Origin of the sequence: Vibrio sp. dhg (assembly GCF_003443775.1) — a bacterium.
Classification (GTDB): domain Bacteria; phylum Pseudomonadota; class Gammaproteobacteria; order Enterobacterales; family Vibrionaceae; genus Vibrio; species Vibrio natriegens.
Map to the genome: position 1 here is coordinate 525,143 of NZ_CP028944.1, position 26,183 is coordinate 551,325.

The 26,183-nt window shown below is 44.8% G+C and carries 23 protein-coding genes; 10 read left to right on the forward strand and 13 right to left on the reverse strand.

The window, feature by feature from the left end:
• Positions 1 to 214 precede the first annotated feature (214 nt).
• Positions 215 to 1,852, reverse strand: a complete 1,638-nt coding sequence (locus tag DBX26_RS18075) for an electron transfer flavoprotein-ubiquinone oxidoreductase (RefSeq protein ID WP_118120359.1) — start codon at positions 1,850 to 1,852, stop codon at positions 215 to 217.
• A 159-nt stretch (positions 1,853 to 2,011) separates the two neighbouring features.
• Between DBX26_RS18075 and DBX26_RS18080 the strand changes: the two genes are divergently transcribed.
• On the forward strand, positions 2,012 to 2,764 hold the full coding sequence (locus DBX26_RS18080; protein ID WP_065301005.1) for an electron transfer flavoprotein subunit beta/FixA family protein: 753 nt from the start codon (positions 2,012 to 2,014) through the stop codon (positions 2,762 to 2,764).
• Entirely contained in the window at positions 2,761 to 3,687 is a 927-nt protein-coding gene (locus DBX26_RS18085; protein WP_118120361.1) for an electron transfer flavoprotein subunit alpha/FixB family protein, read from the forward strand. The genes DBX26_RS18080 and DBX26_RS18085 overlap by 4 nt, the downstream gene beginning before the upstream one ends.
• A 73-nt stretch (positions 3,688 to 3,760) precedes the next feature.
• Here the strand turns inward: DBX26_RS18085 and DBX26_RS18090 are convergent, their stop codons facing one another.
• The 4 genes from DBX26_RS18090 to DBX26_RS18105 all read right to left on the reverse strand — a co-directional run bounded on the left by DBX26_RS18090 (position 3,761) and on the right by DBX26_RS18105 (position 10,065).
• Positions 3,761 to 6,970 carry an HD domain-containing phosphohydrolase gene (locus DBX26_RS18090; protein ID WP_118120363.1) on the reverse strand — a complete coding sequence of 1,070 codons (3,210 nt, stop codon included), beginning with the start codon at positions 6,968 to 6,970 and terminating at the stop codon, positions 3,761 to 3,763.
• Between the two features lie 197 nt (positions 6,971 to 7,167).
• Positions 7,168 to 7,539 (reverse strand): DOPA 4,5-dioxygenase family protein, encoded by a 372-nt coding sequence (locus DBX26_RS18095; protein ID WP_014233938.1) that lies wholly within the window; start codon positions 7,537 to 7,539, stop codon positions 7,168 to 7,170.
• Between the two features lie 188 nt (positions 7,540 to 7,727).
• A complete protein-coding gene (locus DBX26_RS18100) occupies positions 7,728 to 8,636 on the reverse strand; it encodes an O-acetylserine/cysteine exporter (protein ID WP_020333755.1) in 909 nt (302 codons plus the stop codon).
• Between the two features lie 226 nt (positions 8,637 to 8,862).
• Positions 8,863 to 10,065: an MFS transporter gene (locus tag DBX26_RS18105; RefSeq protein ID WP_014233932.1), complete on the reverse strand. Its 1,203-nt coding sequence runs from the start codon at positions 10,063 to 10,065 to the stop codon at positions 8,863 to 8,865.
• 166 nt (positions 10,066 to 10,231) lie between these two features.
• On the opposite strand from DBX26_RS18105, the gene DBX26_RS18110 reads away from it, so the two are divergent.
• The 3 genes from DBX26_RS18110 to DBX26_RS18120 all read left to right on the forward strand — a co-directional run bounded on the left by DBX26_RS18110 (position 10,232) and on the right by DBX26_RS18120 (position 12,729).
• Positions 10,232 to 11,110, forward strand: coding sequence for a LysR family transcriptional regulator (locus tag DBX26_RS18110; protein ID WP_020333754.1), 879 nt, complete (start codon positions 10,232 to 10,234; stop codon positions 11,108 to 11,110).
• 97 nt (positions 11,111 to 11,207) lie between these two features.
• Positions 11,208 to 11,966: a metallophosphoesterase gene (locus DBX26_RS18115; protein WP_118120364.1), complete on the forward strand. Its 759-nt coding sequence runs from the start codon at positions 11,208 to 11,210 to the stop codon at positions 11,964 to 11,966.
• A 157-nt stretch (positions 11,967 to 12,123) separates the two neighbouring features.
• Complete coding sequence (locus DBX26_RS18120; protein WP_014233929.1) at positions 12,124 to 12,729, forward strand: AAA family ATPase; 606 nt, start codon at positions 12,124 to 12,126, stop codon at positions 12,727 to 12,729.
• Between the two features lie 14 nt (positions 12,730 to 12,743).
• Here DBX26_RS18120 and amrA read toward each other — a convergent pair whose 3' ends face one another.
• Together amrA and amrB are read right to left on the reverse strand one after the other, a co-directional pair.
• Positions 12,744 to 13,322: an AmmeMemoRadiSam system protein A gene (gene amrA, locus DBX26_RS18125; protein WP_065298828.1), complete on the reverse strand. Its 579-nt coding sequence runs from the start codon at positions 13,320 to 13,322 to the stop codon at positions 12,744 to 12,746.
• A complete protein-coding gene (gene amrB, locus DBX26_RS18130; RefSeq protein ID WP_118120366.1) occupies positions 13,300 to 14,103 on the reverse strand; it encodes an AmmeMemoRadiSam system protein B in 804 nt (267 codons plus the stop codon). The genes amrA and amrB overlap by 23 nt, the downstream gene beginning before the upstream one ends.
• A gap of 64 nt (positions 14,104 to 14,167) precedes the next feature.
• Here amrB and amrS point away from each other — a divergent pair, with 64 nt between their 5' ends.
• From amrS to DBX26_RS18150, 4 genes are all read left to right on the forward strand, one after another.
• Positions 14,168 to 15,256 carry an AmmeMemoRadiSam system radical SAM enzyme gene (amrS, locus tag DBX26_RS18135; protein WP_118120368.1) on the forward strand — a complete coding sequence of 363 codons (1,089 nt, stop codon included), beginning with the start codon at positions 14,168 to 14,170 and terminating at the stop codon, positions 15,254 to 15,256.
• Between the two features lie 194 nt (positions 15,257 to 15,450).
• Positions 15,451 to 15,834: an Rrf2 family transcriptional regulator gene (locus DBX26_RS18140; RefSeq protein WP_254063615.1), complete on the forward strand. Its 384-nt coding sequence runs from the start codon at positions 15,451 to 15,453 to the stop codon at positions 15,832 to 15,834.
• 89 nt (positions 15,835 to 15,923) lie between these two features.
• Positions 15,924 to 16,307, forward strand: a complete 384-nt coding sequence (locus DBX26_RS18145) for a DUF1360 domain-containing protein (protein WP_118120371.1) — start codon at positions 15,924 to 15,926, stop codon at positions 16,305 to 16,307.
• 381 nt (positions 16,308 to 16,688) lie between these two features.
• Positions 16,689 to 16,871 carry a hypothetical protein gene (locus tag DBX26_RS18150; RefSeq protein ID WP_014233923.1) on the forward strand — a complete coding sequence of 61 codons (183 nt, stop codon included), beginning with the start codon at positions 16,689 to 16,691 and terminating at the stop codon, positions 16,869 to 16,871.
• Between the two features lie 77 nt (positions 16,872 to 16,948).
• Here the strand turns inward: DBX26_RS18150 and nadE are convergent, their stop codons facing one another.
• Positions 16,949 to 19,039, reverse strand: a complete 2,091-nt coding sequence (gene nadE, locus DBX26_RS18155; protein WP_118120373.1) for an NAD(+) synthase — start codon at positions 19,037 to 19,039, stop codon at positions 16,949 to 16,951.
• A 238-nt stretch (positions 19,040 to 19,277) separates the two neighbouring features.
• Here nadE and DBX26_RS18160 point away from each other — a divergent pair, with 238 nt between their 5' ends.
• Positions 19,278 to 20,378 carry a sugar diacid recognition domain-containing protein gene (locus DBX26_RS18160; protein ID WP_118120375.1) on the forward strand — a complete coding sequence of 367 codons (1,101 nt, stop codon included), beginning with the start codon at positions 19,278 to 19,280 and terminating at the stop codon, positions 20,376 to 20,378.
• A 2-nt stretch (positions 20,379 to 20,380) separates the two neighbouring features.
• Here DBX26_RS18160 and DBX26_RS18165 read toward each other — a convergent pair whose 3' ends face one another.
• From DBX26_RS18165 to DBX26_RS18185, 5 genes are all read right to left on the reverse strand, one after another.
• Entirely contained in the window at positions 20,381 to 21,526 is a 1,146-nt protein-coding gene (locus DBX26_RS18165; RefSeq protein ID WP_118120377.1) for a glycerate kinase, read from the reverse strand.
• A gap of 63 nt (positions 21,527 to 21,589) precedes the next feature.
• Positions 21,590 to 22,474: a 2-hydroxy-3-oxopropionate reductase gene (gene garR, locus DBX26_RS18170; RefSeq protein WP_118120379.1), complete on the reverse strand. Its 885-nt coding sequence runs from the start codon at positions 22,472 to 22,474 to the stop codon at positions 21,590 to 21,592.
• A 20-nt stretch (positions 22,475 to 22,494) separates the two neighbouring features.
• On the reverse strand, positions 22,495 to 23,265 hold the full coding sequence (gene garL, locus DBX26_RS18175; protein WP_118120381.1) for a 2-dehydro-3-deoxyglucarate aldolase: 771 nt from the start codon (positions 23,263 to 23,265) through the stop codon (positions 22,495 to 22,497).
• A gap of 19 nt (positions 23,266 to 23,284) precedes the next feature.
• Positions 23,285 to 24,625 carry a glucarate dehydratase gene (gene gudD / locus DBX26_RS18180; protein ID WP_118121228.1) on the reverse strand — a complete coding sequence of 447 codons (1,341 nt, stop codon included), beginning with the start codon at positions 24,623 to 24,625 and terminating at the stop codon, positions 23,285 to 23,287.
• Between the two features lie 11 nt (positions 24,626 to 24,636).
• Positions 24,637 to 26,148: a tripartite tricarboxylate transporter permease gene (locus DBX26_RS18185; protein ID WP_118120383.1), complete on the reverse strand. Its 1,512-nt coding sequence runs from the start codon at positions 26,146 to 26,148 to the stop codon at positions 24,637 to 24,639.
• Positions 26,149 to 26,183 lie beyond the last annotated feature (35 nt).

Genomic DNA, 26,183 nt, shown 5'->3' on the forward strand with positions numbered 1-26,183 from the left:
GTTCCGTGAAGCACTATTTCCATATCCAGCCTGACGTTGATACTGGCAACTGCTTATACACCTATGCATCAACTCATTTATTCAGTTTACGTAAACGTCAAGTTAAAGTCAGAATAGTGCCTAGAAGTTGAAGTTGCAATCCAGTTCATCGATTAAGATTTGAACTAACGCAAACTTTAAGTAAATAAATTGTTAATAGAAATTACATGCAAAATTACATGTTCGGATAGTTAGGGCCACCGCCCCCTTCTGGAGGTGTCCAGGTAATGTTTTGACTTGGGTCCTTGATGTCGCAGGTTTTACAGTGAATGCAGTTCGCCGCATTAATTTGTAATTCAGCTTGTTCCTCACCCTTTACAATTTCATACACCCCAGCAGGACAATACCGCTGTGCTGGCTCGGCGTAGAGTGCCAAGTTCTGCTCTATTGGGATTCGCTGACTAGTAAGATGCAGATGACAAGGCTGATCTTCTTCGTGGAAGATATTGGACAAATAGACTGAAGAGAGGCGATCAAAACTCAATACGCCATCCGGTTTTGGATAGGCAATCTCATGGCTCTTTTCTGCCAAAAGTAACGACTGATGATCAGGATTATCACAGCGTACGTTCCACTTCGCTTTGCCTTTTAACACGTTGTGTTCCAGCATCGCCAAGCCTCCACCTAACCAAGCGCCAAAGCGGTGAATACCACTCGAAAAGTTACGCGCCTGATACAGTTCTTCATATAACCAAGACTGTTGGAAATGTTTCTGGTAATCAGCACTAACCGACTGATTTAAAATTGCTTCGAATACCGCTTCGGCGGCAAGCATCCCCGATTTCATTGCGGTATGAGTGCCTTTAATTTTGGCACCATTGAGCGTTCCGGCATCACAGCCAATCAGTAATCCCCCAGCAAATTGTTGAGTTGGAAGGGAGTGGAACCCACCTTTAGTGATCGCTCTCGCGCCATAGCTGATGCGCTTACCATTTTTAAGGTATTGCTCAATCATCGGGTGATGTTTGAACCGCTGGAATTCGTCAAACGGGCTGAGATGAGGGTTGGTATAATTAAGGTCGACGATCAGACCAACCGCAACTTGGTTACCTTCCAAATGATAAAGGTAGCTTCCCCCTGTTGCCTCACTCGCAAGTGGCCAGCCTAACCCATGCACAACTAACCCTTGCTGATGCTGCTCGGCAGGAATTTCCCACAGCTCTTTAAAACCAATCGCATAGTGCTGAGGCGTTTTATCATCAGCCAGATTAAATTTGTTAATCAGTTGTTTACCGATATGTCCACGTGCACCTTCGGCAAACAGAGTAAACTTAGCGCGAAGCTCAATACCCGGCTCAAAATTGGCTTTCTGCTCGCCATTTTTATCCAAGCCCATATCGCCAGTAATTACCCCACAAACACGGTTTTGCTCGTCAAAGATAGCCTGACTGGCACTGAAACCAGGGTAAATTTCTACGCCTAAGTTTTCCGCTTCATTCGCCATCCAGCGGCATAAGTTACCTAAGCTTATTATGTAGTTACCTTCGTTGTGTAACGTATTAGGCACTGCCCACGTTGGCAGCTCATGACCATTAAGATCATTACTCAGATAGTAGGTTTTATCCTGATTGACTTTAGTATTCAGTGGGGCACCCATTGCCTCCCAACCAGGAAACAACTCCTCCAGACTGCGCGTTTCAAACACAGCACCAGAGAGAATGTGCGCTCCGACTTCTGAACCTTTCTCGACAACACAAACTGAGATTTCCTGGTTTTTTTCCATTGCCAACTGTTTAATGCGGCAGGCAGCAGACAAGCCCGCAGGCCCTGCACCAACAATCAGAACATCAAACTCCATGCAGTCTCTTTCCATGGTTGTATTCCCTTCTTCTTTTTGCATGTTGCCAACTTGTTAAACAACAATATATTTAAAGTTGACGCAAACGTAAAGGTAAATTAACATCAATTTAAAGACGTCATCACATCGTCTTCACTGTAAACACATAGTCTTCACTGTAAAAAGGAATCTAACGTGAAAATACTAGTGCCAATTAAAAGGGTCATTGATCCTTACATTAAGGTCCGTGTTAAGTCGGACAACAGCGATGTTGAAACCAATAACGTCAAGATGACTATCAACCCTTTCTGTGAAATCGCCGTTGAAGAAGCTGTGCGACTTAAAGAACAGGGGATTGCAGAAGAAGTCATCGTTGTGAGTGCGGGTGGCACACAGTGTCAGGAACAATTGCGTACTGCCCTAGCGCTAGGCGCAGATCGAGCCATTCATATTGAAACTGAAGACAAGATTGAACCGCTGGTTGTATCGAAACTACTAAAAGCGATCGTCGAGCAAGAGCAAGCTCAACTGGTGATCACCGGTAAACAGTCTATCGACACCGACAACAACCAAGTTGCACAAATGCTGGCAGCTCTGCTTGACTGGCCTCAGGCAACCTTCGCTTCGGAAGTGAAGATTGAAGATCAAAAAGTTCAGGTAGTGAGAGAAGTTGACGGCGGTTTGATGACAGTAGCAATGAACTTACCAGCGGTGATCAGCACTGATTTACGCTTAAATGAGCCTCGCTTTGCGTCTTTGCCAAACATCATGAAAGCCAAACGCAAACCACTAGATACGATTACTCCCGAGAGCCTGGGTGTTGAAATTGTATTTAGCCAGACCATCACTGAAGTCACGCCACCAGCGCAACGAAAAGCAGGCATCAAAGTAGAGTCTGTCTCTGAACTTATTGATAAGCTACGTAACGAAGCGAAGGTGATTTCATGAAAAATCTAATTATTGCAGAACATGACAACCAGCAACTGCATGCCGATACGCTGAAAGTTGTGAATGCTGCGAGTCAGGTGAGCCAAGACAATACTCTACTCGTAGTTGGTTATCAGTGTGAAGACGTTGCCCAACAAGCAAGCCGAGTTGATGGTATTGCCAAAGTGATTTGCATTGACGACGAATCGCTGGTGCACCAATTCGCCGAAAATATTGCTCCTGTTGTGTCAGGGCTAGCCGACGGATTTGACGGCATCTGGGCAAACTCTTCATCAAAAGGGAAAGATCTTGCGCCACGCATCGCAGCTAAATGCGGAGTTGGACAAATCTCAGATATCGTTCAAGTGGTGGATGACAAGACATTTATCCGACCAATTTATGCGGGTAACGCGTTCGCTAAAGTAACATCAAACGACTCATTGCGTGTGGTCACCGTGCGTGCTTCGGCCTTTGACCCGGTTGCCTGCAATAGCCAAGTTGACATTGAACATCAGCAAACCACCGTTCAATCTCCAGTTGTTGAGTTGGTCGCTATCGACAAGACCTTTTCAGAGCGACCTGAACTCACCGCCGCTGAAATCGTGATTTCTGGTGGTCGTGGCGTGGGCAGCAAAGAAAACTTCGAGCTTATCGAAAAAGTTGCCGACAAACTTGGCGCAGCGATTGGGGCGTCTCGCGCTGCCGTCGATGCTGGTTTTGTCGCGAATGACTTACAAGTTGGCCAAACCGGTAAAATTGTCGCACCTAAGCTTTATATTGCGGTTGGGATCTCTGGTGCAATCCAGCACCTTGCAGGTATGAAAGAGTCAAAAGTCATTGTTGCGATCAACAAAGATCCAGACTCCCCTATCTTTGAAGTTGCTGATTACGGGCTAGTCGGCGATCTGTTTGAGATTTTGCCACAGCTTGCTGAACAACTGTAAACAGTCAAACAAAGGGCGAGCAGGTAGATGCTCGCCCTTTTTGATCCTCTTATAATAAAACCTCGCGCTTAAACTAGAACCCACCACTTACGTTCTGAGTTTCAGGCTCTAAAGGCTTGCTACAATTTTGTGACTCTTCAACATCAATCTGCTCATCTGGTAGGAATGTTTTCGCATACTCGATGTGAAGGTTATGATTTAACATCAGCTCAAACAAATCCTTATCTAAGTGCCCGTCTTGAACCATAAAATTGAGTATTTTTATCGCTTCACTTAGTGGTTTGGCTTTTTTATACGGTCGGTCAGATGCGGTGAGTGCTTCAAATACATCGGCAATGGCTAAAATTCGAGTTGCGGTCGGCAATTCATCTGCACTGAGTTGTTTTGGATATCCGTCACCGCGGAGGGTTTCATGATGACCACCTGCATATTCTGGAACACGCCTTAATTCTTCCGGTAATGGCAAAGCTTCAAGCATTCGTATCGTAGAAACAATATGTTCGTTAATTCGGTAACGGTCTTCTGCAGTTAACGTACCTCTGCCGATACTCAAATTATACAGCTCTCCTTGATTTGCCTGATATTCAGGAGCGCGCATTTTAATCTCTTCACCAGTTTTACTATTAGGGTCTTGCGGCCATTTAATCAAATGCTCTGGCTTATCAGACAACAGATTTTCTTCACACGGCACACTCTGAGACTCTATGCTTTCAATACGTCGGCTTTCTTCTGGCGACAAACCCAGCCGGTCATCTAAGTGGCGAATCCAGGTTTGAGAGGCTATTTCCTTCAATCTATCCAAGTGTTCATCAGACATAAACTCGCCACCCACATTACATTGGGCAACAAAGGCAAAGTCATCTTTAATCTGCTCCTGACGCTGAGCAAGCGCACGTTTCAATTCGTCGGCATCTTTACCAGATTCAATGCCTTTCCAATAGTCAATTTCCGCCTCTCTTAACAACACTTCAAAACGCATTCTAACCAGATGGATTCGGTTAAATATCGCTTCAAGCTTGGTGCCTTTGTCGACGATATGTTCTGGTGTGGTCACTTTACCGCAATCATGCAACCACGCGGCAATTTCAAACTCCCGCCACTCTTCTTCTGTTTTCAGTTTGAAATCTTTAAAGGCTGGCAAATTACTCTTGTTAGCGGCTTTCGCGAGTTCAATCGCAAGTATTGGTACCCTCTCACAGTGCCCCGCCGTATAAGGAGATTTGTCATCTATGGCTTGAGCAATCAGCTTGACGAACGAGTCCATTAATTCTTGCTGATGTTTTTGATATTCTTCGATCGAGCGAGACATAGAGAACATCGAGTCCGAAAGCGCCGAAAGCTCGGCTATCCAACTTGGTACTTTCTCTACTGAGCTAAAATCCCGCTTCTTGATTTTTTCGCTCTCACCAAATAATGCCCGAACCGGTCGAACAATGACATTGGCGAAAAACAAAAGTACTGGCAAAAGCAACAACATCGCACCAAACGTGATGACCGTAGACTTGTTCACTTTATCCATATACGGCGCTTGAATTATCTCGGTAGGGAGAACAAACCCAATGTATTCTTTGGAGCCCAGGCTTACTTCGACTCGCTGCACATAAAGGGTGTACGGTTTGCCGTGACTTTCAATTGAGGCCAATACCGGACTGTCCGTTTCGCTCTGTTTTGCCATGTTGACCAGTTCACGAAACGGCACAACCCCCGCTTTAAGAGAACGGACAATATTGTTGTTTTGACTGCTTTGATCGCCCTGATCTTCTAACCATTTCTTTTCTAGCGATTGCTTCTCTGTGTCAGAAACAGATGCCATGGCTTTGTTAAGTAAACTCACCAGTGGCTTTTTATCTTCAGCAACCATTATCGACAACGTTTGATCAAAGCCTTGTATTGCTTGATGTACCTTTAACTCACTAAGAGAATAGGCACCAACCAAGTAGTCTGCGACTCGCTTAGACTCCAACGATGCATCGGCTGATCGGTTTTCCACCGCTTTAAGTGCACTTAGACTGTCCTTCACTTTTAGAACATTTATATTGGGATAATCACGCTGAATACGCTCAACCAATCCCGATCCCACCGAGATAGCCAGTGACTTCCCTTCTAACTGATCTAAGCTGCTGACGTTTGGATGTTCTTTTCTGGTGACAATCGCGCTGGATAGCTCAAGATACGGTGTGGTCGATAAGCCCGTGTGTGGCGTTAACGGCAGCTCGGGGACTGACTGTTGAATATCGATATTACCAGATAGGTACAGAGCGTTTAAATCTTCCCAACTGTATCCGTTAACGTATTTGACGTCTAAACCGAGTTTTTTGGTTAAGAGACTCACCAGATCGGTAGAATAACCTTGCGGTAACCCGCTGTAAGAGAAATCGAATGGTGGCCAGTTTGATTTATTCGCGATCCGAAGAACACCAAGCGAATCGACATAATGCTTCTCTTCGGCAGTCAACGCTATCGGCTGTGTTGGTAAAGCATCAGTGTCACTGGCTAACTCGAAGGAGTGTGCATGAATGCGTCCGTTGGTATCAAATATCATGGCTTCGCCATCGGAGTTATTCTTAGCAAGAAATGCGGATAATGATGTAAGAGAGATATCTGCTGCGATAACGCTATCGGTATTTTTTATGCGTTTGGCGTAAGTGACACCCGGCGTTTGTAGATTGTGGAAAAGATAAGGCGCAGTTTTGACGACTTCATTGCTGTTGATGGCTTTTCGATACCAGGGACGTCTATTTGCAGAATACGTCGTGGGCTCTACATTGCGGCGAGTGAGGTTGAAATTACTATCGTAATATTCAGACAATCGCTCCTTTCCTCCTCCTGATTCATAAATTTTAACCACTAACCAACTTTCATCTGTCGCCGCACCGTGTTTGGATTTTAAATTCTCACTGCTGCCGAGATTTATCAGCTCATAAAAGTCGCCATTTCCATAACCAATGTATACCCCATATAAATTATTATTTTTTAACATCGCTTGCGCGATCACTTCTCGGGCTGAGTGTTGAACACTGGTTTCGACTTCCTGATCTATTTGGGGAAAGTGTGAGAGTACATTGATGAGGTTACTTGTTTGTGTATTGAGTGAATCAATTTTTTCGCTAAAGCCATTTGCAGTCCGGTTGAACGCAGTTGATGCGGCATCTTTGGCAAGTCCCTGACTAAAGTAATACTGTAATGAAAGGGCTAAGATAACGATTAATGAAGATAAAAATAGAAATACGGAAACCACTGTTACTTTCATACTGAAAGTACTTTTCTTGACCGCTTCGCTCATGTTCCCCAGCCTCCCTGGATAACAAATCACCTGCCAACGATATGATTATTCTTATTGTTAAAATATTAGGTTAGATCAGATACTTAAATATTCAAGATTTAACATAACCTCTAAGTTGCCTTATCCTGGCTAAACACAAAAAGAAAGGAGCCGCGAGTGCGACTCCTTAACATCCATTCGGCTGGTTATAGGCTCTATCAATCTTCTCTTTCTGATGTCGCTTCGAAAACAGATAAATCCAACGCAAGGCTTTCACCGAGCCAATACGCATACAGAGTATGATCTTCCCACTCGTTACCTGAAAGCGCGTGAACCAAAATTGACAAACCTTCTCGATTTTCATCTAACCATGGAATGAGCTCATCAAAATCCTTAGACGTGAACTTGAGCTGACAACTCCATTTCGGGTGCGGACCAACCAATTTCTCATGGACTCGTCCCATTTTTACACGAAACCTTTCTTCGGCTTCTCGGCATAGCCCTGACGCAAACGCCACCGTTTGGTGATCAAAATAGACATGGGCATGATAAGCCCGATGAGAATTTACAGGTCGTTTAATTTCGTTCATGTTGTACTTCCATATCCTTTTTAGTTAAGGACTTATAAATATTAACTTAACTGTCAGACAGTGTAGACTATCTCAACCGCCTCCATAGATGAAGTTGAACGTAATCATCCATACCGCAGGTTAATTCTGAACGATTAAGCTTCTTTCCCAGGGTGGAATATCGCCGCCAAAACGCTCTAACACTACCTCTAAACCGACGACACCAGATCAGCTTTTCTCCTAAACCAACGTCGACCAAATACGTTAATCACTAACCCCACTGCTATGACAATTACACCCATCACCTGATACAAGCTCAGGCTTTCATCTAATAGAATCCATGCGCTAAGCAAGCCAAATACCGGAACTAGCAAAGACAAAGGCGCAACCAAAGCAGTTGGATAACGACTCAGCAGGTAACTCCAGCCTCCATAGCCGACAATAGTCGCCAAAAGTGACAGGTAAACAATTGAAAACAGGTTGTGCCATTGCATGTTTAACAACGAGCTCTTGATAACGTCTGGTCCCTCTATCGAAACAGAGGCAATGGCAAATGCGAAGGTGGGTACTAACGCGCTCCAGACGATCAGGGACATAGTCGGCACGCTGTAGTTTTGCATGATCACTTTATTGGTAATGTTGCCAAGCGCCCAACAAGTTGCAGCACCTAAAATGAGTATCAAGGTCACACCAGTAAGCGATGCAGCACCATCATGTTGCGCTGCAGCAAGTAGGTAAACGCCACAACCAGCGGTCACAACCGCAATAACATTGTGACGCTGCACCTTTTCTTTGAGCAGTAATATTCCAAATCCTAGCGTGATAAATGCCTGTGCCTGTAAAAGAAGTGACGCTAACCCTGCCGCCAAACCAACATTCAGCGCCCAGAAAAGTAACGCAAACTGTCCAAAACTGATGGTTAAGCCATAGGCAACAAGCCATTTTAAAGGCACTTTAGGGCGAGGAATAAAAAGCAACGCAGGAAACGCGACTAAAGCAAAGCGCAATCCCGCCAGTAACAGAGGCGGCATCCCTTGTAGGCCGACTTTGATAACCACAAAATTGACACCCCACACCAATACGATGGTGAGAGCTAATAACCGATCACGTAATGACATTATGCTTCCTTTCAGGCGTCCACCGTGTCACGTAATACGGATAGTTGGCAAAAGCGGCTTACCGATTACCCCTCGGGGGATGAGTTGGATATAGAATCGAACTTCCAGACTGCCTGAAACATGGAATTAACACAAGAGTTGCATATGTTTTACTTCATCCAAAATGAAAAAGAGCCCGCGACAGGCTCTTTTAACGCTACACTAAACACATTCATACACAGAGCATTTATGACATAGCATGAGAGTGATTGTCTTTGTATATTTTGATCCACTGGTAAATGATCACCAATAGGATACAAAGCGCGAGTGCGATACGTGTGGCTCCCAGAATACCCTGCCATCCCCAGGCTTGATAAAACGGCTCTAAGAAAAAGACGCCTAAGCTCGCACCTGAGTAGTAAAACAAACTGTATAGCGCTTGGGCACTGCCTTTAGATTTAGTGGCTTTTCGACCAATCAAGGTACTGGCTTGCGCATGACAGAAAAAGAATCCGACCGATACCATCACCATACCAATGACCATGGTATAGATATTTGACCAGCTCATTAAAAAGTTGGCCATCAACATAATGATTGCACCAAACGCCACGCCAGCAATCTGACTGTGTTTTTTCGCAAACTGACCAGCAAGCGAAGAGCTGGTTGTACCGCCAAGTAACGTTAAAAACATCAAACTACGTACATCGCTAGGCAGGTTGTATGGGTAATCGCTTAACACCATCATCAAATAATTAGAAAGGTTAACAAACGTACCGAATGCCAAACCGATGAGTAGATACAACACCACCAGCTGAGGGTTTTTAAGATGATAGCCATACGCTTTGAGACATTTCCCCACGCGAAGAGGAGCTGGTTTAAAGTGACGCTGCTTAGGCAATAAACAGTAAATGATGACATAAAGAACCACACTGATACCAGCAATCATATAGCCAGCGTATGCCCAGTTACCCAGTAGTTCCGTGCTGAGTCCACCCATTAAGCGACTGCAGATCCCGCCAAGTGTGTTAGAGGCTACGTAAAAACCGACCGCGCCTGCTAGCCAACTTTTTCTCAGTTCCTCGCCCATAAGCGGCACGGCCAATGCCGGACATACCGCCAAAAACATACCCTGAAGAAAACGTAAACTTAAGAAAACGTCATAGCTTTTTACCATAGGCAGGGCAAGCGAGACCAAAAGCCCAATCGCGGTCCCTACTAATAACACTTTGCACCGTCCGATAGCGTCAGACAAACTGGCGAAAATCAATAACCCCAGCCCCATACCAAATAAAGGTGCTGACATCGCTAAGTTTGCAGCCAAAGAGCTAACCTGAAACTCTTTCTGAAGCACAGGCAGCAAAGGCTGCAACCAATAGATATTGGCAAAAGTGACGATGGAGAAGAGACAGACACAAATGACGACTCTGCTGTAATGGGCTGATTTTTTCACTGCAAACTACTTTTTCTTGTCAATTAATGAAACTGGTTACAGCGCTAGGGTATCGACCAATTGACAATAAAAAAAATATTTTGTATTTATCAGATCCATAAATAAAATTTATATGCATAGATAAATCGAAGCCGTCATTGTGCGATCTAGGTAAGGATGAGTGGATATGGAATTACGTCAGTTAAGGCACTTTGTTGCCGCAGCAGAGCAGAGCTCTATTTCCGCCGCAGCGAGGTTGATGAACTTAGCGCAACCAGCAATTAGCAGTAGTATCAAGAAGCTGGAGCAGGAACTGAAAACGCCACTGTTTAATCGCAGAGATCGTGGTATTACTTTGACCGTCGCTGGCAATGAGTTTCTTTCGCACGCTATACAAATCTTAAAACAGGCTGATGATGCCAAACTGGCGATGCAGGCAATGGAAGGATTAGATCAGGGTTTGGTTGACGTTGCCGTACCCAGCATGCTCGGCTCTTACTACTTTCCGCCTCTTGTGATGGCATTCAGGCATCAATATCCGAATATTGATATGAATATCCTCGATACAGGCACGCGTAATATTCGACGAATGTTACTTGAAGGAGAAGTGGAGCTTGGTGTCGTGGCGAGTAAAGATCTCACACCGGAATTAGAAAGCGGCCCACTTATCCGCGAAGAAATGGTCGTTTGTATGGCCGTCGATCACCCTTTAGCAGAGAAAGAGGTGATTGAATATTCTGATTTTCTTGCTCACGATTTAGTCCTGTTTCAAAAAGGCTACTATCACCACACCTTAATCGACCTAGTTTCTCAACAAGTTAACATGAAACCGAAAGTCGCGTTTAGCAGTAATTTACTGCCTTTAATCAAAGCAGTGATTCGCCAAGGTTACGCCATTTCACCGATGTGGAAAGTCGCAATCAGAGATGATGATGAGATCGTTACTCGTCCATTTGCCGAAACGTTCGAAATTGACCTAAGTTTGGCCTGGCGTAAAGATAGCTACCTTTCGCGTGCCAATCAAACGTTTCGCGACTTTCTTTTATCTGAAGTCAATAAGAATTAACGACGCTCTAAAGCGACGACTTATAAGTGCAAACTGCCCTTTTTTAGCCTGTGCTATTCTTGAGTAAGGTATCACTGATATAAGTAAGCTAGTGATCATGAGCAGTCCATCTGACTTACCATTACATACTCGCTTCTCCCGAAATACGTTGGGAAAAGATCTGTTTGTTGGCGATATTCATGGTAATTTCGAGCTGTTTATTCATGCGTTAAAGGCGCTTCACTTCGACAAATATCGAGACCGCGTATTTTCGGTTGGTGATTTAACCGATCGAGGTGATGACTCTTTACGATGTTTAAACCTCGCGAGAGAAAAATGGTTCTTTCCCGTTCTGGGAAATCACGACAGCTTTATTTTGGAAAGATTCGATCAAGACCCATACAGAAAGTCCATGTGGATGATGAATGGTGGCGAATGGTGGTTGTCCTTAACGCAAGCCGAAAAAGAAGCCGCCAGAGAAACAGTTGCATCTTGCTTTAGCCTGACGCTTAGTGTGGAAGTTAACCACTGGCGCATCGGTGTACTTCATGCGGAATACCCATTTACTCTGTGGCCACCCGACGAAAAATCCGTAGATAAAGACTCGATTAAGACCATGCTTTGGGGGCGGGATGATATTTTAAGAAGTACAGGTAAGCACATTGATAATGTTGATTTTGTTGTGTCCGGCCATACCCCGTTAAACAGCCCCAAAATGAAGAAAAATAAGTTATTTATTGATACTGGCGCAGGTTACAGTGCGAACAACTTTATTCCTGACCCTCGTATTACTTTGTGTGAGTTCCATCAAGGATCCATCGAAATGCACTCGATCAATATGCATGATGAAAAACGACTTGCGTTCGAGGTTATTTAGACAGCACGAATCATTCATGGATTCAGAAATATTTGTACTGCCTAGTTTGTAAGTGGCTTATAGAGCCAGCCATTTATTAAACCTAACATTACCTAACTTTGTATATTTTTTGACTATGCTTTAAATATCAACTAACTACTTGAAGTCAGAGGCTAGGATGAGAAAGCAGTTACAAGTCGTGGTAACCGGCGGCCCGGGCGGAGGGAAAACGACTGCATTGGATCTCTTTCGCAGAGAACTGAGGGATAAAATTGTGGTTGTTCCTGAGGCAGCCACACTACTTTTCTCTGGTGGTGTCGAACGTTCTGACAACGAACAAAGTACTAAGATGGTACAAAAGACCATTTTTCAACTGCAAAAAAATCTCGAAGACATCTATAAAATCCAGTATCCAGACAGATTATTAGTCTGTGACCGTGGTTCGCTTGATGGACTCGCCTACTGGCCCAATTCAGAAAGTGACTTCTTTAAGCAAATAAACTCTACTTTCGAGCAAGAACTTGAACGCTATGATGCCGTGATCTTTTTTGAGTCTGCTGCTGCATCTGGACAAGACATCAGCAGCAACAATCCAACCAGGAGTGAATCTCTGGAACAAGCAGCAAAATTAGACAAAAAGCTGCAACGAATCTGGTCCAAGCACCCCCACTTTTACTTTGTTGGCAGCTCGGAGTCTTTTGTTAGAAAAATCATGTTTGGAATCATGACTTTAGAAAATGTGATAAACCGCTACCCCACCCATGCTCTGCAAAGTCAGAAATAGAACCAGCGGCGAAACTATATTTCAGAGATCACGGTGGTTGTAAAATGATGGATAACAATGTCTTCGTCCCAATAAGTTTCTGGCCACCCTCCTTTGCGCTTTAACGCACGAACAAACTGTTCAGGGGTCGGCAAAACTTCCCACACAGAAGGAAGAAACACAGCTCGGTGCCATTCATCTTCTAATAGCAGCCCATCAATACCGGGACGCAATGTTGCCAGTAAGGTTGCTTCACCATGATTTGTTAGAGGTTTTAAGTTTGATAAGACGGATATATCGACATTCAATCCAGATCGGTCACTCAGTGTCAGAGGTAGGAACCGAGAATCCTGAAAACCGCTGGCATACGCATTTTTACAGACATTAATCCACAGAGGTTCATTCGCTTCTAATGAACCAATGCAGCCGCGTAACTTCCCGTGATGCTGTAACGTAACAAAACAGGCGGCTGGCTTGAGTAACTCTTTAAGATCTGGCTCTGGTGGTAGCTGTAAACCATTACCTCTTAGTGCTTCATCAAGAACCTGCCAAACCATTTGCAAAAGACGTGTTTTGGCCTCCTGAGTCAATTCAAAACAAGATGAAGCTAGCATAACCAACGACTCCTTCAGACGGCTCTGGAGCGCGATTTTCATGATGGGCCATCACATCTCCTGAATTGGTGTAATTAATACACTTAATCTCCCAGTGTTGTTCCTTGGCGAAGTCGAGCAAGCCATTGATTGCATTACACCCACAGGCTCGTTCGGGGTGAATGTTACTACCAAACGACAAAACACGCTGAATGGTATCGGCATCAATCTCATTGGCTTCGCTGTAAGGATGGTAATGACTGAGGTCGCTACTCACGACGATGAGAGTATTGGGTGTTTGAGTCACCGCTTCCAATATTCGCTTAACGTATCCGTGTAAATCGCGTCCCACGACTATTGGTAAGAGCGTGAAATCATTCAGACAATATTGTAGGAAAGGCAACTGCACTTCTAACGAATGTTCCCAATGATGCGCTTGATCTGATGTTGCGACCAGATCTTGTGACAGCAAATCCTCAACACCCTCACGATCTATCATCACCTCTCCCGTTGGGGTAAGAAATACATCACTGTCCGGGACGGCACAGCCATCTAATGCGACATGGTGGCTGGGTCCGAACAATACAACGCGAGAAAACGTATTTTTGCTATTGCTCAACAGGCGAAAAGCCTTAGCCGCTACTTCGCCGGAAAAAAAGTAGCCTGCATGGGGCACGATAAGTGCCTTTGGCGCCTCAGTTAGTAGTGCTTGCTCGGCAAAATAACCGTCGAGCTGAGTTATGAGTTCATTTGCTGTTGCGGGATAAAATCTTCCGGCCACCGCGGCTTCCCGATATTTCATTGCATTCCTACTCGTATGGCATCAACTATACTTTTAGTGTAGGTCATTAGAGGGTGAATTCACTATGCAAACCTCTCCTCCCGATTATTTCCCAACTCGCTACTGGCATAAGCTAGAGGACGGTCGCGTATGTTGTGATGTATGCCCACGCAAATGCACACTGCGAGAAGGAAAACGCGGCGCTTGTTTCGTGCGTATGCACCGGCAGGGAGAAATCGTCCTGACCAGCTACGGACGTTCCTCAGGTTTTTGCATCGATCCCATTGAGAAAAAGCCGCTCAATCATTTCTATCCCGGCTCCAGTGTTCTGAGCTTTGGGACCGCTGGTTGTAACCTTAGTTGCCAGTTTTGTCAGAATTGGGACATCAGTAAGTCACGCGAATTTGACACCTTATGTGACACCGCTATGCCAGAAGAGCTAGCGAAAACGGCATTGAAATACGGTTGTAAAAGCTTAGCGTTCACCTACAACGACCCAGTTGTGTTTATGGAGTATGCCATCGATGCAGCTATCGCGGCTCGTAATCTTGGTTTGAAAAGTGTTGCGGTCAGCGCAGGTTATATCTGCGAAGAACCGAGAGAAGAGTTCTACCGTCATATGGATGCCGCAAATATCGATTTGAAAGGCTTTACAGAGCATTTCTATCACAAGATATGTCACGGTCACCTACAACCTGTTTTAGAAACCTTGCTGTACTTGAAAAAAGAAACCGACGTATGGTTTGAAATCACCACGTTACTCATTCCTGGTGAAAACGATAGTGATGCTGAACTTAATGCCATGTGCCAGTGGATTTTTGAGAACCTGGGGGCAAATGTGCCACTTCATTTCAGCGCCTTCCACCCGGATTTCAAAATGCTAGACAAAGGCAGAACCCCGCTGAGCACCTTATTGCGAGCCCGGGATATCGCTCTCTCGCACGGATTACACTTTGTCTATTGTGGCAATGTTCACGATCCGGACTCCGATGCCACTTATTGCCCTTCTTGCGGTAAACCGATCATTGAAAGAGATTGGTATCAACTCGGAGAATACTATTTAGACGACACTGGCCACTGCAACCACTGTGGCCACAAAATCCCTGGGCGATTTGCAGGACCAAGAGAGAACTTTGGACCTCGACGCATTCCTGTCGCGATTCATCGGCGATGATTGATTTCCCCCAGACAACTAAGATAAGGGAAGCCATGCCACTTCACTTCACCAATTACACGTGCTGAACACTGACGATATTGTTATGATGTCGGCTCTTATTCAGTCGGATTTACAATAATTTTATGAATTTAGACAGCCGGTTATCACGCGTACTTCACATCTTGCTTCACTTGGCTCACGAAAATAAACCAATGAGCTCGCAGCACTTTGCTACTATGCTCGGAACCCAGTCTGCCGTCATTCGTAGAACCATGGCTGGTTTGAACAAAGCAGGTTATATAACGTCGACAAAGGGCAAGAACGGCGGCTGGTCTATCAGTTGTGACCTGGAAAAAGTGACACTTCTTGATATTTACCAAGCCATCGGTGAACCCAAAGTATTTTCTATTGGCTTTGATAACCAAAATCCTAACTGCCTTGTCGAGAAGTCGGTAAATACATCGTTAAACGAAGCGCTACAAGACGCTGAAGCGCTGTTACTCAAACGCCTGTCACAAGTCACCCTCGCCTCTTTGAGTGACGAGTTTACCCGTCAATATACCGAGCACACAGAAGCAACACACCAAAACGAATAAAAAATACCCAGCTTTGTTTTGTGGTTGATATTCGCACAAACTTTAATGTATCTTTTGATGATACAGTTTGAGTTAAGTAAGATCGTTTTATGTTTGAATTATTAAGTACAACGCAAGCAGAAAGCTTGTGGGTCTGTTTTGTGTTAGCCGTTGCTGCATCCAGTATCTCTATCACCATCACGCAAACTGAACTTTTTGTTCCTGTGCAGAACCTTGCCAATAAGTGTGGGTATATGATTGGCTACCTGTTTAAGTGCTTCTATTGCATAAAGCATTGGGTCGTCATTCTTGGTGTCGCGCTCTATCAACCCAGAGTCATTGTGAGCGATTTCGCGTTGGTGGATTGGATTGTTTCCGCCTTTTTTACCATAACGATAAGTAGCTTAGTCAGTGGCGTGATGTTTAACGTTTTTATCAGAGCCATGAACAAAAAGCTAAAGCAAATAGAAGTTCAAGAAGCCTCTCAAAATTAGTTTAGCTACTTTCGAGACAGAGCGATTTCACAAACAACATCGTCGTCGCTCTGCGTTTGCAACTCGCCGTGTTTGGGCCAAACGCCCATGCAGCTTTGTTTAAATTATTTCTACCAGCCGAAGTGGCAACAACCCGTTAATTTCCTTTTTGAGTAAGACAAATTGACTGCTTAATTAGGCACTAAAAAAATAAATCACCTGTGAGTGGATTGGTTTTTAACTTGGTAATGTCTTTGTTATTCAAAATGATATTTCCATTTCTAGCGCATAAGAAACCTGTCAAACTCATTTGGTTAAACTTATGTTTCGTTTTTAACTAGTGTGCAACTTAAATAAACGGATTAGTTTAAGTAGCACGTCAATGACAACGGAGCGACGACGATGAAAGTACTCATTCAATATACTCAAGCAGGTAAATACCGAGATCAGGCATGGGAAACATTAACGCTTAAATCTAAAGGGCAAGTTCAGGCAGTTACCCCTGCATGTGCGGCGCAATTGATTGAACAAAAGAAAGCAAGCTTAGTCACATCTGACGATGATCAGATCATCTTCTTCACCTAATCATCTTCAACATCAATACTTTAAATATCAGGACAAAGAGAAAGCTAGGGAGCAGTTAGAGCGGATCTTGAATCACGCTAGCTGTCTTTCATCCAGCAATTATCCTCGATGAAGGCTAGCTCCTCTTGGTATCCAGAGCTTAGAAGCGGAAAACGTTTATAGGTTTTCGGATCCAGGCTATTGAGTTCGATATGAAAACCCGGAGCCTGACGATCGCGTTTCCATTGATTTCGAAACAGCAACTTGAAAAATTTGACGATATATGTGGCCATGGTTTGGTTGTCTACGCGTTCAAATTCTTCCGTCATTGCATCAAAAATATCCTTTGGTGACATACCGGCTTCTAAAGTCAAAAAAACCATACGATCGAGCACATCATAAGGCATCAAATCCTCTTCATCGCTTTGTTCTTCGGGGCGCAACTCCGCCGTTGGACGTTGATTATTGATATAAGAAAGCGCTTCTAGCTTCATGATGTGATTACCAGTGCAATAAAATCCTTTTTGCTCTAGCCACACCAGTAACTTGAGAATTCGACTTTTAGTTACTCCAGAGATAGGCGCGAGTACACCAGAAGAATCACCATCCATTGTGCAGTATCCTACCGCCCCTTCCGACATGTTGCTCGTTGTCAGCAGCAGTTTATTTTCCAGATTAGCGATGAACCAAATACTTGGAGAGCGCACACGTGCCTGAATATTTTGCAGCGCAATATCATGATCATTCCAATTGAGCTCTAGATTGGTTGCTTTTGATATCATCGACTCGTAATTCTTAACCACCTCGGCAACACTGAGGTTTAGAAATTTCGCACCAAATGACTCCGCTACTTTTTGCGCAGCAGTACGAGTAACGGAACCGCTGTTCGCGCTGGCTTGATACGCAGTTGTCAGCATGTTCGCCATTATTGCTGATGCCGTATCCCTGACGAATTGCTCTAGTTTGTTTGAAGACCCCGCCTGTTTGAATCTACTCCTTTGATCTTCGCTCAAAAATTGACTCAAATGGTCTGGTAGTGAACACTCATCACCTTTCTCTGTTTTGGTAACCAGCTCCCAAAGTTCCAGGATAACGGATGTATAAACAGCACTAGCGACCAAAGCAGAGTCTGCTCCGCCACTTAATGAAAGCGCGTAGCCACCAGTATGTGTCTTTCTCAGCCAATCGCGTAAACCTATTGCTATCGCACGCAAAGCTTCTTCATGTTCCAGATATTCACTGTCTTCCCAAGGCTGATTTAGCGGCGGTACATGCAACTTTGGAGAGTTAAGAGATTTACCGAGCGTGACTTTGACGACAGCCTCTGTATCAAAGTCATGTTCCTCATAATAGCGTTGACTACTATTGATTTGGCCAATCCTGCTGCGGGACAAGTCGACATCGGCTGTCACAACCTCCACATCACTCATGTGAAAACGTTCGCCTTTGGCAACCAAACTGCCATCAACTGCAATCATCACACCAGCATCATAAATTGCCCTGCCAGATTCACACCCTGATAGATTGGAATACACATAACAGGCCGAATATACACGGCTTGACTCTTCCACCAGCCGCTTACGAGTGAGCGATTTACCTATCGCAAAGTGACTAGCACTTGGGTTAGCAATCACTTCAACACCTTGGTTGAAGAAACGTTCTGAAGTTCGGTCGGCAACCCAGGCATCTTCGCAGATTTCAAAACCGACTTTGACACCGTTAACACTGTAAACCAGATTGCCAACGCGCACAGGTGGTGTCCCCTCTTTGAGTACCACCGTCGCGTTTTTATCTCGAGTCCATGGCGTAAACCAACGTTGCTCATAATGAAGACCATTCGCAGCTAAATTACGCTTTAAAGAGATCCCTTGAATCCCCTCATGCGTAAGCAGCGCAACACCGTTGTAAACACGATTGTTGATCATCACGGGTAAGCCAACCGACACCGCCATGTTATTGGGAATCGACTGCACTAATTCGAAGACACTTTTAAGCGCACGCTCAGAGACATGAGGGCTGTGAAAGAAATCTTCACAACCGTAGCCAGAAATGCATAACTCTGGCGTAATAAGAAGCTCCGCACCGACTTCATTCGCTCTATCGATGGCTTTCTGAATGTTATGCAGGTTTCCACTCCAATCCATTGGAGTCTGGTTTAATGAGCATGAGCTAATACGCAGTTTCTTCACAAGACTTCCTTTCCTCAACTTCTGGCCTTAAGCCAATACTCAATAAGTATTAGTGATTGAAACGAAAATGACCAAACGTGGGCGTAATTTATCCTTTTCCAACAATAGTATGGAGTGCGAGTGTGATCGCGGTTAGTGACTATTCTGTCATGTATTATGGCTTGATATCTTCGATTATTCGACTATGAGTTAAACATAGCTTCCACTCCACTCTGACCATAATTAAGCAAGAGAAGTCATGCAATTACACGAGAAACTAGCACAAAGGATTGTAGATAGGGCTCAGAAAATCATTAAGTACCCTCTCAATGTAATGGACGAAACAGGGATCATCATTGCTTCGACGAATCCCGCCCGAAAATATCAGAAACACGGCGGAGCGGTTCTTGCCTTAAGTGAACTTAAGACAATTGAAATTTCAGAAAATATGCTGCCTGAATTTCCTCATGTAAAACCGGGGGTCAACTTACCCATCGTGTTTAATGAAGAACCCATTGGTGTTATTGGTATTTCTGGCCCATTGGACGAAGTACGTCCATTTGGTGAAATGGTGAAAATGGCGGCTGAAATGGTGGTTGAATACACCTCGATGATGGAAATGACTCGTTGGAGTGAACGTAAACTGGAGGAGTTGCTACTTGAATGTATCGACAGAAATGCCTCACAAGAACACATCATCAATATGGCCGCTCAGTTGAAGGTTGATATTTTTCACAACCATGCAATCTGTGTTATTGAAGTGGAAAACACGGAAAACCAAAAAGAAGTCAGTCAGGTTCTTAATAACTGGTCACGTAAGCGACTTAAAGCGGAATACTCTTACACCACGAGTCTGGTGTTGTTGAACGTGTTCGACTCTGAATTTGAGTCTGACAAAACCATTGATGATTGGCAAAGTATTATAGGTTATCTTACAGACTCACTGAAAGTCCCTTTTCACTGCTCATTAGGTGCGGTCTATAACAAGCCAGAAGAACTTCCGTTTGCCTTTGAAAGTGCTATGGCCGTTATGAAGAGTGGCCAGAGGCTGCAACCAAAAGCGCGTTTTTATCTGTATAAAGAGTTCGAGCTACCGGCTCTATTCGAGGGGAGCTTATCTCACTGGCAACGAGACAAGCTTTCCACTCATGGGCAACAGTTGGAACTGAATGACGCAACGCTCATTCATACGATTTTGTGCTGGTTTGAAAATAATTGTGATATTAAGCAAACATCAGCCAAACTGTATATCCACCCTAATACGTTACGCTATCGTATGAAACGAGTAGAGGAAATTTGCGACATTAACTTACATCACTTTAGCGACATGTGCCGCTTGTATTTTAGTTTGATTTTATAGTGTTAACGTTTGAGCTGTTGTCCTAACTTTAGGGCAGCAGCAATGTTGAAGGAACTACGAATGACATTCGCTTTGGCCTGAGCCACGATTTCGTTAAACGTCGTAATTTTGTAAACCGTGTCAAACGCCGCATCGATACCATGAGAGTACACTTCCTCAAAGTCATCAGCTAATGCGCCGGCAATAGCTATCACTGGTAAATTATAACGTTTAGCAATATTGGCGACGCCAACGGGCACCTTACCGTTGATACTCTGGCTATCGAGACGACCTTCACCCGTAATAACCAAATCGGCATCTTGGACTAACTCTTCCAGTCCTACCGCTTCCGTCATGATGTCGATACCTGGACGCAGATCCGCATTTAAAAAGGCGCAGAATGCCGCTCCCATACCACCCGCGGCACCTGACCCTGGTATATCGATTATTTTCTTATCCAGGTCCCGTTCAACCACTTCAGCGAAATTGGTCAGTGCTGCGTCAAGGCGCACAACCATTTCTGTTGTGGCTCCCTTTTGTGGTCCATAAACATATGACGCACCATTAGTACCCGTTAATGGATTGGTGACATCACAGGCCACTTCGATCCAACATTCGCTCAAGCGAGGGTCAAGCTCACTGACGTCAATGTGTGCCAGGGTCTCCAGCGCTAAACCACCATAAGGAAGTTCTCTGCCCTGCTCGTCTTGAAACGACACGCCCATCGCCTGCATCATGCCACAACCTGCGTCATTGGTCGCACTGCCACCAATACACAAAATAAGGTGTCGAATGCCCTGTTCAAGCGCATGTTCAATCAACTGTCCCGTTCCATAGCTGGTCGTCGTGTAAGGATTACGTTGCTCTGCAGGAATGAGCTCAATGCCACTTGCAGCGGCCATCTCAATGAATGCCGTCTTTCTGTCACCAGAAATACCATAAAATGCCTGATGTGGTTCTCCCAACGGACCAACAACCTGTGTTGTCACCAGATGACCACCAGAAGCATCGACAAGGGCTTCGACCGACCCTTCTCCGCCATCAGCCGCCGGACATTTGATATATTGCCAGTCAGGAAAAACCCGCTTAAATCCGATTTCAATAGCCTCTGCGACTTCAATCGCACTGAGGCTTTCTTTATAAGAATCTGGAGCGATTACAATTTTCATCAATAGACACCAATCGATAAAAGGAAAGAGCAGCAGGTTCCCTACAAACCTGCTGCCAGACCATTAGCTCTCAATAGTAACCTGAGCTAATTTTTCATAGTGAAGCGCAAGCGCACTGTGGTCTTTAGTTTCTAGACCATCAGCTTTAAGCGCCTGCATCATTTCCATCACTTGAGCCGTTAATGGAAGTTGCGCGCCTACGCCATGTGACGTATCGAGCGCATTGGCTAAGTCTTTAATATGAAGGTCGATACGGAAACCTGGTTCGAAGTTACGATTCAGAACCATTGGCGCTTTCGCATCTAGTACCGTGCTACCCGCCAAACCACCACGGATCGCTTGGTAAACCAACTCAGGATCAACACCCGCTTTCGTTGCGAGCGCGAGCGCTTCAGACATGGCTGCAATGTTCAGCGCAACAATCACCTGGTTAGCAAGTTTAGTTACGTTACCCGCACCGACGTCTCCGGTATGTACAACAGAGCCCGCCATTGCTTTCATCACATCGTAGTACTCATCAAAGATTGCTTTATCACCACCAACCATGACGGACAACGTGCCATCAATCGCTTTTGGTTCGCCGCCACTCACTGGAGCATCGAGCATTTTCATGCCTTTTTCTGCAAGCGCTGCAGCAATTTCCTGACTTGCTAATGGCGCAATAGAGCTCATGTCGATAAGCGTTAGCCCTTCTCGAGCGCCTTCTATCAAACCGTTCTCGCCTAATGCCACTTCCTTAACATGTGGTGAGTTAGGCAGCATAGTGATGATCACATCACTCGCCTGTGCGATTTCTTTCGGAGAGGTTGCTAGTTCAGCCCCAGCATCAACCAGTTCCTTTACTGTATCTTGGTTGCGGTCCAGAACGACCAGAGAGTAACCCGCTTTTAGCAGGTTCTTACTCATTGGTTTGCCCATAATGCCCAGGCCGATAAATCCGATTTTCATAATGCTTCCTCTTACCTTAATTACTTAATAAACTTCTGACACAGAGCTTGTGTCGCTGCCTTAAACACCCCTAGATCGCTCCCGACTGCGACTAGGTTTGCCCCCCACTCGATATAACGCTGCGCGTCATCATGGACCGGTGCCAAAATGCCGATCGTTTTACCTTTTGCCTTACCTTTTTCAAAAATCGTCTGGATAGCGTCTTGTACATCCGGGTGATTAGGGTTACCCAGATGCCCTAAAGCCGCGGCTAAATCACTCGGCCCAACAAATACACCATCGATACCATCAACGGCTAAGATGTCGTCCAGATTATCTAGCGCTTGTTGGCTCTCGATTTGAACAACGACACAAATGTTGTCATTAATATTTTTGAAGTAGTCTGGGATCGTGCCGTAGCCGTTGCTGCGGTGGCCGACAGATACACCACGAATGCCTTCTGGTGGATAACGAGTAGCCGCTACCGCAAGCTCTGCTTGTTCTTTCGTTTCCACAAACGGTACGATCAGGTTGTAAAAACCAATGTCTAGCAGACGTTTAATGACCGTGACATCATTCACTGGTGGACGTACTACTGGCACGCTGTCACTGTCTTTCAACGCCATCAGCTGTGGAATAAAGGTTTGCACATCGTTTGGTGCGTGCTCACCATCAAGTAGAATCCAGTCGAACCCTGCTAGTCCCAGAACTTCGGTCGTAATTGGGCTTGCCAACGCACTCCAGCAACCAATACGTTTTTCTTGATTAAGCAAAGCGGCTTTAAATTTATTTGGGTAAATATTTTCGTTCATTCCGTTGTCCTCACTGTGCTTAGCGAACCAAGCAAGGTTTCTTGTTATCAAATTTCCAATCTGGGATCAGGTACTGCATACCAAGGGAGTCATCACGAGCACCTAAGCCCATGTTTTTGTACAGCTCGTGAGCTTTTTCAACCTGAGCCATGTCGATATCAATACCCAGACCTGGCTTATCCGGTACAGCAACAAAGCCACCTTTAATTTGTAGAGGCTCTTTAGTAAGGCGCTGATTGCCTTCCTGCCAGATCCAGTGAGTGTCAATAGCAGTAATCTCACCAGGTGCCGCTGCTGCAACCTGCGTAAACATCGCTAGTGAAATATCGAAGTGATTGTTTGAATGAGAGCCCCAAGTTAGACCCCATTCGTGACACATCTGAGCCACGCGAACTGAACCTTCCATTGTCCAGAAGTGTGGGTCAGCTAATGGGATATCGACTGACTGTAGCGAAATGGTGTGACCCATTTGACGCCAGTCTGTCGCGATCATGTTAGTTGCAGTTGGTAGACCAGTTGCTCGGCGGAATTCGCTCATCACTTCACGGCCCGAGTAACCTTGCTCAGCACCACATGGATCTTCTGCGTAAGCCAGCACATCTTTCAGCTCTTTACCTACACGGATTGCTTCATCCAATGACCACGCACCATTCGGATCTAGGGTAACTCGAGCTTCAGGGAATCGACTTGCCAGAGCTTTAATCACTTCGGCTTCTTCTTCAGCGCGTAATACACCACCTTTTAGTTTGAAGTCGTTAAAGCCGTATTTTTCGTATGATGCTTCAGCCAAACGCACCACACCTTCTGCTGTGAGCGCTTCCTCGTGGCGAACACGGTACCAATCACAGCTCTCATCTGGCTGACTCTGGTACGGTAGGTCTGTTTTATTGCGGTCGCCGATAAAGAATAAGTAACCCAGCATTTCAACCTTGTCACGCTGTTGTCCTTCGCCAAGAAGTGACGCCACTGATACATTTAACGCCTGACCCAGCAGATCCAACATTGCGGATTCAATTGCTGTTACCGCGTGGATAGTTGTGCGTAAGTCAAAAGTTTGAAGGCCACGACCACCCGCATCACGATCAGCAAAAGCGTAGCGAACCTGGTTCATGATATTTTTATATTCACCCAGACCACGGCCAATAATAAAACCTTTCGAGTCTTCCAGGGTCTTGCGGATACTCTCTCCCCCAGGTACTTCACCCAGACCAATATTTCCTGAGTTGTCTTTCATAATCACAATATTACGTGTGAAGTACGGAGCATGTGCACCACTTAAATTCAGTAGCATACTGTCATAGCCGGCAACCGGAACAACCAACATACTTTCAATTACAGGCATACCTTTATCAAAATTCATAATATTCACCATTAAGCTACTTTCTTATTCGCGTGCGAGTGTTTTTTTGATTTAACGACCGAGCGAATCGCATAAATAATTGAAGCCAGAATAATTACCCAGAGGAACATTGCGATTGGGCTTTTCGTAAAGAACACTGACAACGTGCCGTATGACTCGATACTCTTTACAAAATAAACTTCTGCTGACTTGCCTAAAATAAATCCAATAATGAATGGAACCACTTCCAATCCCAGCTTCGGAGCTAACACACCGAATACACCAAACAGAATCAGAGTCCAGACATCAAACATAACCCCATAGTTGATCGCGTAAGCGCCGATAACACACATCATTACGATGATTGGGTACAGAATGTATTTCGGAATCATGACCACTTTCGCTACGTGACGTATCGCGAAGAACATAATGGCGAACATTACGAAGTTAGCGAAAAACAGCGAGATGATCATAAAGTCCCAGGTTTCTAGGTTCTCCGTGATAAACAAAGGACCGACTTGAATACCTTGCAAAGTAAAGGCACCAATTAAAACCGCCGTTGTTGAGTCACCAGGAATACCTAGCGAAAGCAGCGGAATCAAAGCACCACCAGTTAGGCCATTGTTCGCAGATTCCGAAGTAATGATGCCCTCTGGAGAGCCTTTACCCATCTCGTCTTTGTTCTTACTGATATTTTTCTGTTGGGTGTAAGCCAGTACTGAAGCCGCACTGCCTCCGATACCAGGTAGCATGCCAACAAACGTACCAATTGATGAAGAACGGATTAAGTTAAATGTCTGCCCCTTAAACACTTTCCAGTCAAAGCGAGCTTTTTTGTCTAACTTGATCATGTCACTTTTGATATCGCCATTTTTGTTATTGCAGCAGGCAATAATAATGGTAGCGAGACCAAACAGACCAATAAGCACAGGTAGCAGCGAGAAGCCAAAACTTAACTGCTCTTCCAACATCTGTGGCATGAGTCGGTATTCACCATTACCACCAACAGAAATATCGTAAGCGCCGACCAAACTAAACAAAATACCCAGCAAACCACTGAAGATACCCATCAAATGGTGCTTAGAAAGGGAAGAAATTACCGATAAAGCCAGAAAGATGAGCAGGAACTTTTCAACCGTAGAAAACTTAATAGCAAAGTTCGCTAAAAACGGGGCAAAGAAGTACAGTACTGCTGCACTAAACAGGCCACCGAACAGTGATGAAGCAACCGCTACTTTTAATGCTTTCTCTCCCTGGCCTTTTTGTGCCATTGGGTAACCATCAAACGTCGTTGTAATAGAAGATGGTGTACCAGGAATGTTCAACAATACTGCAGGTACTAGTCCTCCAGAAATACCCCCCACATACAAGCCAATTAATAGCGCTAAACCATCAGTTAAGCCTAGTGAATAGGTTAACGGTAGACATACAGCTACAGCCAACGTGGCTGTCATACCGGGAATCGAACCAAATATAATACCTATTAAAACGCCTATAGTGCTTAATAGAAACAAATTGGCTGATAAGTGCGATAAAATTTCCATATGATTATCCACATTCAAGTTATATATTGCTTAAT